General features: G+C 72.3%; 1 protein-coding gene and 2 pseudogenes. All 3 read left to right on the top strand.

Translation table 11 applies throughout. From position 1 onward, the window contains the following. Nucleotides 1–161 precede the first annotated feature (161 nt). Nucleotides 162–8,492, top strand: a pseudogene (locus tag IG84_RS0125300) (amino acid adenylation domain-containing protein); the annotation flags it as partial. A 47-nt stretch (nt 8,493–8,539) separates the two neighbouring features. After that, nucleotides 8,540–16,357, top strand: a complete 7,818-nt coding sequence (locus IG84_RS0125295) for a non-ribosomal peptide synthetase (protein ID WP_031061687.1) — start codon at nt 8,540–8,542, stop codon at nt 16,355–16,357. Further along, nucleotides 16,354–17,625: pseudogene (locus IG84_RS42990) on the top strand (condensation domain-containing protein); the annotation flags it as partial. The gene IG84_RS0125295 and the pseudogene IG84_RS42990, both read left to right, overlap by 4 nt. Between the last annotated feature and the right edge of the window lie 53 nt (nt 17,626–17,678).

The raw sequence follows: 17,678 nt of genomic DNA, 5'->3' as shown, positions 1-17,678 counted from the left end.
TCGGTGACTTATTGCCGTTGCCGGCAGCCCGCCGTAAACACCGAAAGGACTTCAATACAGCTCCGAAATGGCCGCTCCATACCTTGCTTGTCCAGGTGTTGGTTCAGGACCAATGCCAGCGGCGAGCGGACCGCCGGAAGGCGAATCGAGGAGTCGGATCCATGGCAGGTATGGCGGTGCGGAACTTCTCACCTTCGGAGCGTTCGGAGGGTTCGGAGGGAAGGACGGTGCGGGCCGGTCTGCTGGAGCGCCTGGCAGGACATGCCGTCCGCACGCCGGACCGCATCGCGGTCACCGGTTCCGGAGTCCGCTGGACCTACCGGGAGTTCGCGGCGGAGACGGACCGGCTGGCCGGACGGCTGCGCGGGCTGGGAGTGACCGCCGGCAGCACGGTGGCCGTGTACGCGCAGCGCACCCCCGCACTGGCTCTGGCGCTGACCGCGGTGGCGAAGGCGGGCGCGGCCTTCACCGTGCTGGACGCGGCATACCCGGCGGAGCGGCTCCGGCAGTACGTGGCGCAGGCCCGGCCGTCGGCCTGGATCTCCTGCGACCCCGCCGGGCCCCCGGCAGGACTGGTCGACGGTCCGGTGCTGGACGCGTGTGCGCACGAGGCGCGGGAGGCGCGCGGTACGAGCCGGAGTACGGCGGAACCGGCGGACGTTCAGGACCCCGCGCGCACCGCCTACCTGGTCTTCACCTCGGGCACCACCGGGCGCCCCCGCGCGGTCCGGGGTACCTGGGAACCGGTCGAGCACTTCCTCGACTGGTACGCCACGGCCTTCGGCCTCGGTCCCGACGACCGCTTCGCCGTCCTGTCAGGGCTCGGCCACGACCCCTTGCTGCGCGACCTGTTCACCCCCCTGTGGGCCGGTGGCACAGCCTGCTTCCCCGACGCGGAGGTACGGGAGGCCACGAAGGTGGCACAGTGGCTCGCCGACGAGTCCGTCACCGTCGCCCACCTCACCCCGGGCCTCGCGGACGCGCTGGCCGACAGCGCCCCCGCGGGCGGCTGGCCCGCGCTGCGGCTGACCGGCTTCGGTGGCGAGGCGGCGACCTGGCGCCTCGTCGACTCCTGGGCGGCCGCGGCCCCGCAGAGCCGGGTGCTCAACATGTACGGCACCACCGAGACCCCCCAGGCCGTCTCGGTCCTGACCGCCCGGGACCCCGACGGCCACCGGCCGTTCGCGCCGCGGGATCCGGACGGCCACCGGCCATGCGCACCGCGGGGCGCCGCCGTGCCGATCGGTCCGGGCATCGACGGCGTCGAACTGCTGGTGCGCGCCCCGGACGGCACCCTCACCCCGGCCGGCGAGGCCGCCGCGGACGGCGAACTGGTGGTACGGAGCCGCTACCTCACCCACTACCTCGACCAGCACGAGTCCGGCTTCGACTCCGGAAGCGCGGCCCCCGAAGGCCGGGACGCCGTGCGTGCCTACCGCACCGGCGACCACGTACGCCCCCGTTCCGACGGCACCCTGGAGTACCTCGGGCGCCTGGACGACCAGCTCACCGTTCGCGGCTTCCGGGTGGAGCCCGCGGAGGTCGAGGCCGCGCTGCGGGACTTCCCGGGCATTGTCCAGGCCGCGGTCGTCTGCCGCGACGAGGTCCTGACCGGCCATGTGGTCGCGGCCCCGGGAGCCGCCCCGCAGGCCGGCGACGTACGGGACTTCGTCGCGGCACGGCTCCCCGCACATGCGGTACCGGCCAGGATCGCGCTCGCCGCCGCGCTTCCGCTGACCCCCAATGGCAAGATCGACAGAGCCGCCCTTGCCGCCGGGACCGATTCCGAGGCCGATTCCCAGACCGACTCCGCGGCCGGTTCCGCGGCCAACGGTCCGGCCGCCGCGGGACAGGCGCCCAGGACCGCGCGCGAGGAGATCCTGTGCGGGCTGTTCGCCGAGGTGCTCGGGGCTGACCGGGTCCACGCCGACGACGACTTCTTCGCGCTCGGCGGCCACTCGCTGAAGGCCACCCGTCTGATCAACCGCATCCGCCGGCTGCTGGGCGTGAGCATCCCGGTCAACGCGGTCTTCGACGCCCCCACCCCCGCCGCGCTGGCCGCCCGCCTCGACGACGCCGGTGCCGGCCGCCCCCGGCTCGCCCCCGCCCGGCGCCCGGAGCGCCTGCCGCTGTCCGCCGCCCAGCGCCGGCTGTGGTTCCTCCATGAGCTGGAGGAGACCGGTACCTCGTACAACGTCGCGCTCACCCTCCGCCTCTCCGGCCCCCTCGACAGGGCGGCCCTGCGCGCCGCCCTCGCCGACCTGACCGACCGTCACGAAGTGCTGCGCACCGTCTATCGCCAGGCCGATGGCGAGCCGTACCAGCAGGTGTTGCCCGCCCACGAGGTGCGGCCCGAGGTCCCGGTCGTGTCCGTTGCGGAGAGCGGGCTCGACGGTGAGGTGACCAGGGTCGCCCAGTACCGGTTCGACCTCGCCGCCGAAGCGCCGCTGCGGGCCGTGCTCTTCAGGGTCGGCGAGGACCGCCACGTACTGCTTCTGCTGCTGCATCACATCGCGACCGACGGCGGCTCGCTCGGCCCGCTCAGCCGTGACCTGTCGGCGGCCTACGCCGCACGCCTCGGCGGCGCAGCGCCCGACTGGCGGCCGCTGCCCGTCCAGTACGCCGACTACACCCTGTGGCAACTGGCCACCCCGGAGGCGGTTCCGGGGGACACGGACGACGGCCACGAGACACCGGACGCGGAGCCGGGGAACACCCACAGTGTCCAGGAGACACCGGACGACGGGCTCCGTTACTGGGAGCGGCGGCTGGCCGGTCTTCCCGAGGTGCTCGAACTGCCTACGGACCGGCCCCGGCCCGCCGTCGCCGCCGGCCGTGGCGGACTGGTCCGCTTCACCCTCGACGACGCGCTGCACCAGCGGGTCACCGCACTCGCGCGCCGCATGGGCACCACCGTCTTCATGGCCGTCCAGGCGGGCATGGCCGCCCTGTTCACCCGCCTCGGCGCGGGCACCGACATCCCCATCGGCACCGCGGTGACCGGCCGCGGGGACGAGGCGCTGGACGACCTCATCGGCTGTTTTGCCAACACCCTGTGCCTGCGCACGGACACCTCGGGGGACCCCACCTTCCGGGAACTGCTCGGCCGGGTGCGCCGCGACGACCTCGGCGACTTCGCCCACCAGGACGTCCCCCTCGACCGTCTGGTGGAGCACCTCAACCCCGGCCGCTCGCTGGCCTACCACCCGTTGTTCCAGACCATGCTGACCTTCCAGGGCAGCGACCGCGCCGACTTCCGGCTGCTGGGCCTGACGGCCGAGGTCAGCACCGTCGACAAGGAATCCGCCAAGGTCGACCTGTCGTTCGTCTTCCAGGAGCGGACCGGCCCCGACGGCGCGCCCGCCGGCCTCGACGGCACCCTGGAGTACGCGACCGACCTCTTCCACCCCGAGAGCGCCCGGGCGCTGGCCGACCGCCTCGTACGGCTGCTGGAGTCCGCCACCGCCGACCCCGACCGGGCCCTCAGCGGTCTGGACATCCTCGACCCGGCCGAGCGCACCCGGCTGCTGCACGAGTGGAACGACACCGCGCACCCGGTGCCCCAGACCACACTGCCCGCACTGTTCGAAGCCCAGGCACACCGCACGCCGGACGCCATCGCCGTGGAGCACGATGGCACCACCCTGACGTACCAGGAGCTCAACGAGCGCGCCAACCGCATCGCCCGGTCCCTCGTCACCTACGGAGTCGGCCCCGAGCGGTACGCCGCGGTCGCCCTGCCCCGCTCGGTCGACCTGGTCGCCACGCTGCTCGCGGTGGGCAAGGCGGGCGGCGCCTATCTGCCCCTCGACCTGTCGTACCCCGCCGAACGCATTGCCTTCATGCTCGGCGACATCGCGCCGGTCGCCGTCGTCACCACCTCGGCACTCGCCGGTGAACTGCCCGCCTCGGCACCCCGGATGGTGCTCGACGACCCGGAGACGGCGAAGAGCCTGACGGACCTCGACGCGGGGAACCTCACCGATGCCGACCGGACGGCGCCGCTGACCCCCGCACACGCCGCATTCGCGATCTTTACCTCGGGCTCCACCGGCCGCCCCAAGGGCGTCATGGTCGAACACCGCTCGCTGGTCAGCTACCTCGCCTGGGCCTGCCATGCCTACGACAGTGTGTCCGGGCGCGCCCTGGTGCATTCCCCGGTCTCCTTCGACCTGACAGTGACCGGCCTCTTCGCCCCGCTCATCTCGGGCGGCACCGTCCGGCTGGTGGAGCTGGACGGCAACACCCCGGCCGACGCCATCCCCGACGGCGCCCGGCCGGCCTTCGTCAAGGCCACCCCCAGCCACCTGCCGCTGCTCATCGAACTCCACGAGAACTTCTCGCCGTCCGGCCAACTCGTCCTCGGCGGCGAGTCGTTGATGGGTGAGGTGCTCGACGAGTGGCGGGCCCGGCACCCCGGTGCCACCGTGATCAACGAATACGGCCCGACGGAGACCACGGTCGGCTGCACCGAGTACCGCATCGCCCCGGGCGACACCGTACCGGCCGGTGTGATCACCATCGGCCGGCCCGTCTGGAACACCCGGATGTACGTACTCGACGCCCGGCTGCAGCCAGTGCCCGCCGGGGTCCCCGGCGAGCTCTACATCGCGGGCGACCTGGTCACCCGCGGCTACCACGGCCGCCCGGAGCTGACCGCGGCCCGCTTCGTGGCGGACCCGTTCGGACCGCCCGGGGCGCGGATGTACCGCTCGGGCGACCTGGCCCGCTGGAACCGCTCGGGGCTGCTGGAATTCATCAGCAGGGTGGACCACCAGGTGAAGGTGCGGGGCTTCCGCATCGAACTGGGCGAGATCGAGTCGGTACTCGGAGCCCATCCCGACATCCAGCAGGCAGCGGTCGTGGTGCGCGAGGATCAGCCGGGCGACAAGCGCATCGTCGCCTACGCCGTCCCCGCGTCCCCCGCCCTCACCCCGGACGCCGTACGCTCCTACGCCGCCGAGCGGCTGCCCGACTACATGGTTCCGGCAGCCGTGGTGCTGCTGCCCGAATTCCCGCTGACCGCCAACCGGAAGCTGGACCGCGCGGCACTGCCGGCTCCGGGGGCCGAGCCGGCCATGGCGGGCCCGGCGCCCAGGACCCCGCGCGAGGAAATCCTGTGCGGGCTGTTCGCCGATGTACTCGGCCTCGGCCGGATCGGCACGGACGCCAACTTCTTCGACCTGGGCGGGCATTCGCTGCTCGCCACCCGGCTGATCAGCCGGATCCGCGCCGCCTTCGACGTGGACCTCTCCCTCCGCGCGCTCTTCGAGGCGCCGACGGTGGCGGGCATGGCCGCGCACCTCGACAGCGCGGAGCGGGAGCGCGCAACGGACGGTCAGCAGGGCAGTGCTGCGGCGCGGCCGCGGCTGGAACCGCAGCCGCGCCCCGGCCTCCTCCCGCTCTCGCACGCCCAGCAGCGACTGTGGTTCCTGAGCCGCCTGGAGGGCCCCACTGCCACCTACAACATCCCGTTGGCTCTGCGGTCGAGCGGTGCGTTGGATGTGGCCGCTCTGGAGGCGGCGTTGGGCGATGTGGTGGAGCGGCACGAGAGCCTTCGGACGGTGTTTCCGGAGGTGGAGGGGGTGCCGCGGCAGCAGATCACGACGGGTGCCCCGCGGCTGGTGGTGGTAGAGCTGTCGGAGAGCGAGTTGGATACCTCGCTGGCGGAGGCGGCGCGGCACGGCTTCGCTCTCGACACCGAGGTGCCGGTGCGGGTGACACTGTTCCGTACCGGCCCTGAGCAGCACGTACTGCTGGTACTGATGCACCACATCGTGGCCGACGGCTGGTCGACGGGCCCGCTGTTGCGGGATCTGTCGCGGGCGTATGCGGCACGTATCAAGGGCGCGGCCCCGGAATGGGAGCCGTTGCCGGTGCAGTACGCCGACTACACGCTCTGGCAGCGGCAGCTGCTCGGCACCCCCGACGACCCCGACGGGCTGCTCGCCCGGCAGACCGCGTACTGGACCGAACGCCTCGCCGGACTGGCGGAGGTCACCGAGCTGCCGCTCGACCGCCCCCGCCCGGCCGCCGCCTCCCACCGCGGCGAGCGGATCTTCTTCGACCTCGGCCAGGACACCCACCGCGCGATCACCGCACTGACCCGCGAGACCGGCACCACCGTCTTCATGGTCCTGCAGGCCGGGCTCGCGGCGCTGCTCTCCGGCATGGGCGCAGGAACCGACATCCCGATCGGCACGGCGGTGGCCGGGCGCCAGGACGAGGCGCTGGACGACCTCGTCGGATTCTTCGTCAACACGCTGGTGCTGCGCACCGACACCTCCGGCAACCCGGGCTTCCGCGAGCTGCTGGAGCGGGTCCGCGCCACGGACCTGGAGGCGTACGCCCACCAGGATGTGCCCTTTGAGCGCCTCGTCGAGGTGCTCAACCCGGTCCGGTCGCTCGCGCACCACCCCCTCTTCCAGGTGATGCTGGTACTCCAGGACGGCACGGCCGGACCCGCCCTGCCGGGGCTGGTCACCGAGGCCGAGGACCTCAGCGCCGGAGCGGCCAAGTTCGACCTCACCGTCAGCGTGACGGAGGGCGAGGACGGCATCGCCGGCAGCCTCGGCTACGCCGTCGACCTCTTCGACCGCGAGACGGCCCAGAGCCTCGCCGACCGGCTGGTCCGGATCCTCGATGCGGCGGTCGCCGCCCCCGACCGGCCCCTCGCCGACCTGCCCGTACTGCCCGACGACGAGCGCCGCACCCTCCTGCATGAGTGGAACGACACCCGGGCACCCCTTCCGCACGGCTCCCTCACCGACCTCTTCCGGGACCGGGCCGCCCGCACCCCGGACGCGCCCGCGCTGCGCAGCGGCGACCGGACGCTCAGCTACGGGGAGCTCGACCGGCAGGCCAACCGGCTCGCCCACCGGCTCATCGCCGAGGGCGTCGGCCCCGAGACCCCGGTGGCGCTGCTCCAGGAGCGGTCGTTCGACGCCGTGGTCGCCATCCTCGGTGTGCTCAAGGCAGGCGGGATGTACGTCCCGCTCGACCCCTGCCACCCGGTCTCGCGCCTCCGGATGATCCTCGAACAGAGCGGGGCCGCCCACGCCGTCGTCGACGGCACCGCCCGCGACCGGGCACGGCTGTTCCCGGAGGGAATGACCGTACTCACTGCCGATGAGGGCGCCGAGGAGGGCGTCGACGCGAGTGACGGCCCGGACCACGACCCGGGTCTGGCCGTCCCTCCCGGACAGCTCGCCTACGCCATGTTCACCTCCGGCTCCACCGGAGTCCCCAAGGGCGTGGCCGCGACCCACGGCGGCGTCGCGGCCCTCGCGGCGGACCCGGTCTTCGCGGGCGGCGCGCACCGCCGGGTCCTGCTCCACTCCCCGCTGGCCTTCGACGCCTCGACGTACGAGCTGTGGGTGCCGCTGCTGTCGGGCGGCGAGGTCGTCCTCGCGCCGCCCGGAGAGCTGGATGTGCCCGCGCTGCGCGGGCTGCTCGCCGGGGCCGGCCTCACCGCGGCCTTCTTCACCACGGCCCTGTTCAACCTGCTCGCCGAGGAGGACGGCGACCCGCTGGCCGCCCTCCGCGAGGTGTGGACCGGTGGCGAGGCGGGCTCGCCCGCTGCCCTGCGCAGGGTGGCCGAGCGGTGCCCCGGTACCACCGTCATCCATGTGTACGGCCCCACCGAGACCACGACCTTCGCCACCTGCCACCCGGTCCGCACCCCTTACGACTATCCCGGTGTGCCGCCCATCGGCGGCCCGATGGCCAACACCACCGCCTACGTACTGGACGAGCGGTTGTCTCCGGTGCCGGTGGGTGTGGCGGGGGAGTTGTATGTGGCGGGGGCCGGTCTGGCGCGTGGCTATCTGCGGCGTCCGGGCCTGACCGCGGGCCGGTTCGTTGCGGATCCGTTCGGGCCGGCGGGGACGCGGATGTATCGCACGGGTGATGTGGTGCGGTGGAACCGGTCGGGTGCGTTGGAGTTCGTGGGCCGGGCCGATGACCAGGTGAAGGTGCGGGGGTTCCGGATTGAACTGGGAGAGGTCGAGGCGGTGTTGGCGTCCGGCCCGGGCGTCCGGCAGGTGGCCGTGGTCGTGCGCGAGGACCGCCCCGGCGACCGGCGCGTAGTGGCGTACGTGGTCGGTGACGCGGATGTCGCTGCGTTGCGGGCCCGGGCGGCCGAACGGCTGCCGGAGTACATGGTGCCGTCGGCGTTCGTGGTACTGGAGGGGCTGCCGCTGACGCCGAACGGCAAGCTCGACCACAAGGCGCTGCCGGCGCCGGCGTGGGAGAGCGCCGGACGGGCCCCGCGCACCCCGCAGGAGGAGATTCTCTGCGGTCTGTTCGCCGAGGTGCTGGGAGTGGCCGAAGTCGGTGCCGATCAGAGCTTCTTCGAGCTCGGTGGGCATTCGCTGCTGGCCACCCGGCTGATCAGCCGGATCCGCTCCGCCTTCGGCGCCGAGGTCGCCCTCCGCACGCTGTTCGAAAACCCAACCGTGGAAACCCTGGTGGGCCGGCTCGCGGACGCCGCGCCGGCACGGCCAAAGCTGCGGCCGAGGAAGAGGACTGAGGAGACATCGTGATTCCGCTTTCTTACACCCAGCAGCGGCTGTGGTTCCTGTACCGCCTGAACGGCCCCGGCGCCACGTACAACGTGCCGTTGGCTTTGCGGTTGAGCGGTGCGTTGGATGTTGCCGCTCTGGAGGCGGCGTTGGGTGATGTGGTGGGTCGGCACGAGAGCCTTCGGACCGTGTTTCCGGAGGTGGAGGGGGTGCCGCGGCAGCGGATCCTTCCGGTGGCGGAGGCGGCTGTGCGGCCGGTGGTGGTGGAGGTGCCGGAGGGGGAGCTGGAGTCGTCGCTGGCGGAGGCAGCGCAGCACGGCTTCGCTCTCGATACCGAGGTACCGGTACGCGTGACACTGTTCCGCGCGGGCCCTGAGCAGCACGTTCTGCTCGTGCTGATGCATCACGTCGTCGCCGACGGCTGGTCCATCGGCCCGTTGCTGCGGGATCTGTCGCGGGCGTACGCGGCACGCATCAAGGGCGAGGCTCCGGAGTGGGAGCCGTTGCCGGTGCAGTACGCGGATTTCGCATTGTGGCAGCAGGAGGTGCTGGGTTCCGAGGACGATCCGGAGAGCTTGCTGTCGCGGCAGTCGCGTTACTGGCGTGAGCAGTTGGCCGGGCTGCCCGAGCTGACCGAACTACCTCTGGACCGCCCGCGTCCGGCCGTCGCCACCCACCGGGGACGCTCGGTCGACGTGCGGCTCGGCGCCGGGACACACCGCGCTCTCGCCGAGCTCGCCCGCAGTGCCAACGCCACCATGTACATGGTGTTGCAGGCCGGGCTCGCGGCGCTGCTCTCCCGCATGGGTGCCGGAACGGACATCCCGATCGGCACGGCGGTGGCCGGGCGCCAGGACGAGGACCTGGAGGACCTTGTCGGGTTCTTCGTGAACACGCTGGTGCTGCGTACGGACACCTCGGGTGATCCGAGCTTCCGTGAGCTCCTGGAGCGGGTGCGGGAGACGGACCTCGCGGCGTTCGCCCACCAGGACGTGCCCTTCGAACGGCTGGTGGAGGTCGTCAACCCGAGCCGCTCGCTGGCCTACAGCCCGTTGTTCCAGGTGATGCTCGTCCTGCAGAACAACGCCGGCGCCGCCCCGGCGCTGCCCGGACTGACCACCGAGGTCGAGGACCTCAGCGCCGGAACGGCGAAGTTCGACCTCACCTTCAGCCTGCACGAGCACCACGCGGCCGACGGCACCCCCGACGGCATCACCGGCGGCCTCGTCTACGCCACCGACCTCTTCGAGGAGGCGACGGCCAAGGACCTGGCCGCCCGCCTGGTACGACTGCTGGAGCGCGCAGCGGCCGACTCCGGCTGCGTCACCGGTGACCTCAATGTCCTCGACCCGGTCGAGCGCACCCGCCTGCTGGACCAGTGGAACGACACCGCGCGCCCGGTGACCGACGCGACCCTTTCGCGGCTCTTCGAGGAACAGGTAAGGCGCACCCCCGACGCGGTCGCCGTCGAACACGGTGAAACCGCCCTCACCTACCGCGAGTTGAACCAGCGCGCCAACCGGCTCGCCCGCCGGCTCGTCGAGCGGGGCGTGGGTCCGGAGCGGTATGCCGCGGTGGCGCTGCCCCGCTCGGTCGACCTGGTCGCCGCGCTGCTGGCGGTGGTGAAGGCGGGTGGTGCCTATCTGCCGGTGGACCCGGAGTATCCGGCGGAGCGGATCGCGTACATGCTGGAGGACGCCCGCCCCGTCTGTGTGCTGACGGACGCGGCGACGGCCGGTGCGCTGCCTGCCACGGCAGAACTGTTCTTGCTGGACGATCCGGACACCGCTGCCCGGGTCGATGCTGCCGATGCCCACGATCTGACGGATGCGGAGCGCGGGGAGCCGCTGCGGCCGGGCTCACCGGCGTACGTGATCTATACGTCCGGTTCCACCGGCCGCCCCAAGGGCGTGGTCGTCACGCACGCGGGCATCGCGAGCCTGTCCCTGACCCAGATCGAGTCCTTCGACATCACCTCCGACAGCCGGGTGCTGCAGTTCGCCTCCCCGAGCTTCGACGCCGCCTCCTGGGAGCTGTGTATGGCGTTGTTGTCGGGGGCGCGGTTGGTGTTGGCGTCTTCGGAGGAGTTGTTGCCGGGCGAGGGTCTGGTGGGCGTGCTCGCGCGGCATGGGGTTACTCATGTGACGTTGCCGCCTGCGGCGTTGGGAGTGTTGCCGGACGGTGCGCTGCCGGATGGGTTGACGCTGGTGGTGGCCGGTGAGGCGTGTCCGCCGGGGCAGGTGGGGCGGTGGTCGGCGGGGCGCCGGATGGTGAACGCGTATGGGCCGACGGAGACGACGGTGTGCGCGACGATGAGCGAGCCGTTGGCGGGGGAGATGGTGCCGCCGATCGGGCGGCCGATCGTCAACGCCCGGGTGTATGTGCTGGACGAGCGGCTCTCGCCAGTACCAGTAGGCGTGGCCGGGGAGCTGTATGTGGCGGGGGCCGGTCTGGCGCGTGGGTATCTGCGGCGTCCGGGCTTGACCGCGGGCCGCTTCGTTGCGGACCCGTTCGGGCCGGCCGGGACGCGGATGTACCGCACGGGTGATGTGGTGCGGTGGAACCGGTCCGGTGAGTTGGAGTTCGTGGGCCGAGCCGATCACCAGGTGAAGGTGCGGGGCTTCCGCATCGAGCTGGGAGAGATCGAGGCGGTACTCGGGGCCCACCCCGGCATCCAGCAGGCCGCGGTCGTGATGCGGGAGGACCACCCCGGCGACCGGCGCATCGTGGCGTACGTGGTCGGTGACGCGGATACGGCAGCGCTGCGGGCCCGGGCGGCCGAACGGCTGCCGGAGTACATGGTGCCATCGGCGTTCGTGGTGCTGGAGGAGCTGCCACTGACCCCGAACGGCAAGCTCGACCAGCGCGCCCTGCCCGCACCGGACACCGCAGCGCGCCCGGCCGGGCGCGCGCCGCGCACGCCGCAGGAGGAGATTCTCTGTGGCCTGTTCGCCGAGGTGCTGGGGCTGGAGGGGGTCGGTGCGGAGCAGAGCTTCTTCGAGCTCGGTGGGCATTCGCTGCTGGCCACCCGGCTGATCAGCCGGATCCGCTCCGCCTTCGGAGTGGAGCTGCCACTCCGTGCGCTCTTCGAGGCCCCGTCTGCCGCGGCTCTGGCCGGACGCGTCGAGGGTGCGGACCGCGCACGTACCGCTCTCACCCCGCGAGAACGGCCCGACGTGGTGCCGCTGTCCTTCACCCAGCGGCCGCTGTGGGTGCTCGACCAGGTGGAGGGCCCCGGCGCTACATACAACGTGCCGTTGGCTCTGCGGTTGAGCGGTGCGTTGGATGTTGCCGCTCTGGAAGCCGCGTTGGGTGATGTGGTGGAGCGGCACGAAAGCCTTCGGACGGTGTTTCCGGAGGTGGGCGGGGTGCCGCGGCAGCGGATCCTTCCAGTGGAGAAGGCGGCTCCCCGGCCGGTCGTGGTGGAGGTGTCGAAGGGGGAGCTGGAGGCGTCACTCGCGGAGGCGTCACAGTACGGCTTCGCTCTCGATACCGAGATGCCGGTGCGGGTGACCCTGTTCCGCATCGGCTCTGAGCAGCATGTTCTGCTCGTCCTGATGCATCACATAGTGGCCGATGGTGGTTCGACCGGTCCGCTGTTGCGGGAGCTGTCGCGGGCGTATGCGGCACGCATCAAGGGCGCGGCTCCGATCTGGGAGCCGTTGCCCGTGCAGTACGCCGACTTCGCGTTGTGGCAGCAGGAGGTGCTGGGTTGCGAGGAGAATCCGGAGAGCCTGCTTTCGCGGCAGTCGCGGTACTGGCGTGAGCAGTTGGCCGGGCTGCCGGAGCTGACCGAACTGCCCCTGGACCGTCCGCGTCCGGCCGTTGCCACTCACCGGGGTGACGACGTGGACGTACGGATCTCTGCCGACCTCCACCGTCGGCTCACCGCGTTGGCGCGGCAGACCGGGACCACGGCCTTCATGGTGTTGCAGGCCGGGCTCGCGGCGCTGCTCTCCCGTATGGGTGCCGGAACGGACATCCCGATCGGCACGGCGGTGGCGGGGCGCGCCGACGAGGCGCTGGACGACCTCGTCGGGTATTTCGTGAACACGCTGGTGCTGCGTACGGACACCTCGGGTAATCCGGGCTTCCGTGAGCTGCTGGAGCGGGTGCGGGAGACGGACCTCGGGGCGTTCGGCCACCAGGACGTGCCGTTCGAGCGCCTCGTCGAGATCGTCCGTCCGGTCCGTTCGCTCGGCCACCACCCGCTGTTCCAGGTGATGCTGACCGTACAGAGCCACGAGGCGGGCACCGTCGATCTCCCCGGCCTGCGGGCCGAGCAGGTGGTGCCGGACACCACGGCCGCCAAGTTCGATCTGGCCTTCAGCCTGCGCGAACACCACGACGAGACGGGAGCCCCGGACGGCATCGCCGGCGGCGTCGTGTATGCCACCGACCTCTTCGACCGCGACACGGTCGAAGCACTGGTCACACGTCTGGTGCGGTTGCTGGAGTCGGCAGCGGCCGACCCCGACTGCCCCGTGGGACGGCTGGAGGTGCTGTCCGAGGGTGAGCGGAGCCGGTTGCTGTACGAGTGGAACGACACGGGGCGAGCCGTCACGGCAGGGACCTTGCCGGAGCTGTTCGAGGCGCAGGTGAGCCGTACGCCCGATGCGGTGGCGGTGGAGTGCGGTGCGTCGGTGCTGTCGTACGCGGAGGTGAACGCGCGGGCGAACCGGCTTGCGCGGCATCTGGTGGCGGCGGGTGTCGGCCCCGAGCGGCTGGTGGCGGTGGCGCTGCCGCGGTCGGTGGAGTGGCTGGTGACGCTGCTGGCGGTGGTGAAGGCGGGTGGTGCCTATCTGCCGGTGGATCCGGAGTATCCGGCGGAGCGGATCGCGTACATGCTGGAGGACGCCCGTCCCGTCTGTGTGCTGACGGATACGGCGACGGCCGGTGCGCTGCCTGCCACGGCCGAGGTGCTGCTGCTGGACGACCCGGGGACGGCCGCCCGGATCGGCTCTGCCGACGCCCACGACCTCACTGACGCGGAGCGGAGTGAACCCCTGCGGCCGGGCTCGCCGGCGTATGTGATCTATACGTCCGGTTCCACCGGCCGGCCCAAGGGCGTGGTCGTCACCCACGCGGGCATCGCAAGCCTCGCCGCCGGTCAGATCGAGCGGTTCGACGTGCGCCCCGACAGCCGGGTGCTGCAATTCGTCTCCCTGAGCTTCGACGCGGTGATCTCCGAGCTGTGCATGGCGTTGTTGTCGGGGGCGCGGTTGGTGTTGGCGTCGTCGGAGGAGTTGTTGCCGGGTGAGGGTCTGGTCGGTGTGTTGGCGCGGCATGGGGTTACTCATGTGACGTTGCCGCCTGCGGCGTTGGGAGTGTTGCCGGACGGTGCGCTGCCGGATGGAATGACGCTGGTGGTGGCCGGTGAGGCGTGTCCGCCGGGGCAGGTGGGGCGCTGGTCGGCCGGGCGCCGGATGGTCAATGCGTACGGGCCGACGGAGACGACGGTCTGCGCGACGATGAGCGAGCCGTTGGCGGGGGAGATGGTGCCGCCGATCGGGCGGCCGATCGTCAACGCGCGGGTGTATGTGCTGGATGAGCGGCTCTCTCCGGTACCAGTAGGCGTGGCCGGGGAGTTGTATGTGGCAGGGGCCGGTCTGGCGCGGGGCTATCTGCGGCGTCCGGGCTTGACCGCGGGCCGGTTCGTTGCGGACCCCTTCGGGCCGGCCGGAGCACGGATGTACCGCACTGGCGACCTGGCCCGCTGGACTCGGCACGGTGAGTTGGAGTTCGTGGGCCGGGCCGATCACCAGGTGAAGGTGCGGGGCTTCCGTATCGAACTCGGCGAGATCGAGGCGGTGTTGGCGTCCGGGCCCGGGGTCCGGCAGGTGGCCGTGGTGGTGCGCGAGGACCGCCCCGGCGACCGGCGCGTCGTGGCGTATGTCGTCGGCGACGCCGATACCGCAGCGCTGCGGGCACACGCGGCCGAACGGCTGCCCGCGTACATGGTGCCCTCGGCCGTCGTCCCCCTGGCCGCGCTCCCGGTGACGCCGAACGGCAAGCTCGATCAGCGTGCCCTGCCCGCGCCGGATGCCGCCGCTCGCCCGGCCGGACGAACCCCGCGCACGTCCCAGGAGGAGATGCTGTGCGGCCTGTTCGCCGAGGTGCTCGGCCTGGAGCAGGTCGGCGTGGACGAGCCCTTCTTCGAGCTCGGCGGCGACAGCATCCTGGCCATCCAACTGGTGAGCCGGGCGCGCTCGGCGGGCCTGCTCCTCACCGCCCGCGACGTGTTCACGCACCAGTCCGTCGCCGCGCTGGCCACGGTCGCCGCGTCGGTCGCCCCGACGACCGGGACGGAGCGGCAGGACGGTACCGGGAGTCTTCCGGCGACGCCCATCATGCACTGGCTGCGGGAGCTCGACGGCCCCTGGGAGGGGTTCAACCAGTCGATGGTCGTTCAGGTGCCCCGGGGTGCCGACCCGGCCCGGCTGGCAGCCGCCGTCCAGGCCGTACTGGATCACCACGACGTGCTCAGGATGCGTGCCGTGCCGGCCGCCGACGGCTGGGAGCTGACAGTGCCGCCCCGCGGCGCGGTCTCCGCCGGAGCCGTCCTGCACAGGGTGGACGCGGCCGGCCTCGACGCGTCGGCCTGGGACGCACTGGTCGAGCGGGAGGGCGAGGCAGCCCGCGGGAGGCTGGCGCCTGCCGAGGGCGTCATGGTGCAGTGCGTCTGGTTCGACCGCGGGCCGGAACTGCCCGGACGGCTGCTGATCGTCGCGCACCACCTCGTCGTGGACGGCGTCTCCTGGCGGATCCTGCTGCCGGACCTCGCCGCGGCCTGGCACGGCACGGCGGCGGGCGGCCGGGCGGAGCCGGCACCGGTGCCGACCTCCTTCCGCCGCTGGAGCCGCCTGCTCGCCGAGCACGCCGCAGGGCCGGACCGTACGGCCGAACTTCCCTTGTGGGAGGGCATGACGGGCACGGCCGACCCGCTCCCCGCCAGAGCCACTTGGGACCGGGCCCGCGACGCGGCCGGTACGTGTCGGTCGCTCACCCGGCGCCTCCCCACCGAGGTCACCCACGCGCTGCTGACGATCGCACCGGCGGCCTTCCACGCCGGGGTGAACGACGTGCTGCTGACCGGACTCGCGCTGGCCGTACTGGAGCGGCGGCGCGCCGTGTCGCGGGAACGGGGAGGTGCAGGGCTCGGGGATGGGGACACCGCCCTGCTCGTCGACCTGGAGGGGCACGGGCGCGAGGAGATCGTGCCGGGTGCCGATCTCTCCCGTACCGTCGGCTGGTTCACCACGCTCTACCCCGTCAGCATCGATCCCGGACCACTGGCCGACGACGAACTGCGCACGCCGGGGCCCGCGTTGGGACGCGCGCTCAAGCGGATCAAGGAACAGCTTCGCGCGCTGCCCGACAACGGCATCGGGTACGGAATGCTGCGCCACCTCCGGCCCGATGGCGAGTCCGCGCTCACCGCCCGCCCGACGCCGCAGATCGGCTTCAACTACCTCGGCCGTTTCCTCGCGGCGGGGGCCGAGGACGTCGCCGACTGGGCGGTCGTCCCCGGCGTACGGGGGCCGCTGCCCCGCGATCCGGGGATGCCCGTCGGCCACCCCCTGGAGATCAACGCCATGACCCAGGACCGCCCGGACGGGCCCGAGCTCACCGTGACCTGGACCTGGCCGGCCGCCCTGTTCGACGAGGACGAGATTGCCGCGCTGGCCGCCGCGTGGTTCCGGATGCTCGGCGCGCTCGCCGAGCACGCCGCGGCCCCGGACGCCGGTGGCCACACGCCGTCCGACCTGACGCTTGCCGCACTGAGCCAGGACGAAATCGACGACCTGGAAGCAGAATTGAGGGACATCGTATGAAGGCTTCGAGGCTCGAAGACGTCCTGCCGCTCTCGCCGCTGCAGGAGGGACTGCTCTTCCACGCACTCTCCGACGCGCACGGGACCGACGTCTACAACACCCAGCTCGTCATGGAGCTCGAAGGGCAGCTCGACGTCGAACGGCTGCGGGCGGCCGCCCGTGCCCTGCTCCAGCGGCACGCCAATCTGCGCGCCGCGTTCCGGCAGCGCAAGAACGGGCAGCCCCTCCAGGTGATCGTCGGGCAGGTACCGCTCCCGTGGGCCGACGCCGACCTGACGCCGCTGGACCCCGCGGAGCGGCAGCAGGCACTGGAGACGCTCCTCGCGGAGGACCGGGAGCGCCGCTTCGACCCGACGGCCGCGCCCCTGCTGCGGTTCACGTTGGTACGACTGGGGGAGCGGCGGCACAGCCTCGTCCTGACCAACCACCACATCGTCGTCGACGGCTGGTCGGCGCCGATCCTGCAGCGCGAACTGCTCACGCTGTACGCGGACCACGGCGACCCCTCGGGACTGCCCGCCGTCACGCCGTACCGCACCTACCTGGAGTGGCTGGGCCGGCAGGACGCGGACGCCGGGCGGGAGGCATGGCGGGAGGCGCTGGCGGGCCTGGACGGGCCCACGCTGGTGGCGGCGCCGGACCCGGAGCGCGCGCCCATCCTGCCCGAGTACCGCACCACGGATCTCTCCGAGGAACTCACCACTGCCCTCACCGGCCGGGCGCGGGCCCACGGGCTGACCGTCAACACCCTGCTGCAGGGCGTATGGGCGCTGGTCCTCGCGGAACTGACCGGGCGGGACGATGTCGTCTTCGGGTCGGTGGTGTCCGGCCGCCCGCCGGAGATACCCGGGATCGAGTCCATGGTGGGCCTGTTCATCAACACCGTCCCGGTCCGGGTGCGGCTGGACCCGCGGGCCTCCCTCGCCGACAATCTCGCCCGGCTGCAGGCCGAGCAGGCCCGGCTCCTCGGCCACCAGCATCTCCGCCTCGGTGAGCTGCAGCGGCTCGTCGGCGCCGGTGACCTCTTCGACACGGCGCTGACCGTCGAGAACTACCCCGGCGGCGGCGCCCCGCAGACCGGCTTCGGCGGGCTGCGCGTCACGCGGGTGTCCGGCAAGGACGCCGCGCACTACCCGCTGCGGCTGATCGCGGGCATGCTCGGCAGCCGGCTCCAGATACGCCTGGAACACCGGCCCGATCTGTACAGCACGCAGGCCGCGCAGGCCCTTGTCACCTGGATCGAAGCGCTGCTGCGGGCGGTGGCGGACGGTGCCGGACGGGTGCTGGCCGATCTGCCACGGCTCACCGAGGAGCAGCGGGC

It is taken from the genome of Streptomyces ochraceiscleroticus, assembly GCF_000720485.1.
Taxonomy (GTDB): domain Bacteria; phylum Actinomycetota; class Actinomycetes; order Streptomycetales; family Streptomycetaceae; genus Streptomyces; species Streptomyces ochraceiscleroticus.
Note: the sequence above shows the minus strand (reverse complement) of the source record. Positions and strands in the feature narration are given on the sequence as shown.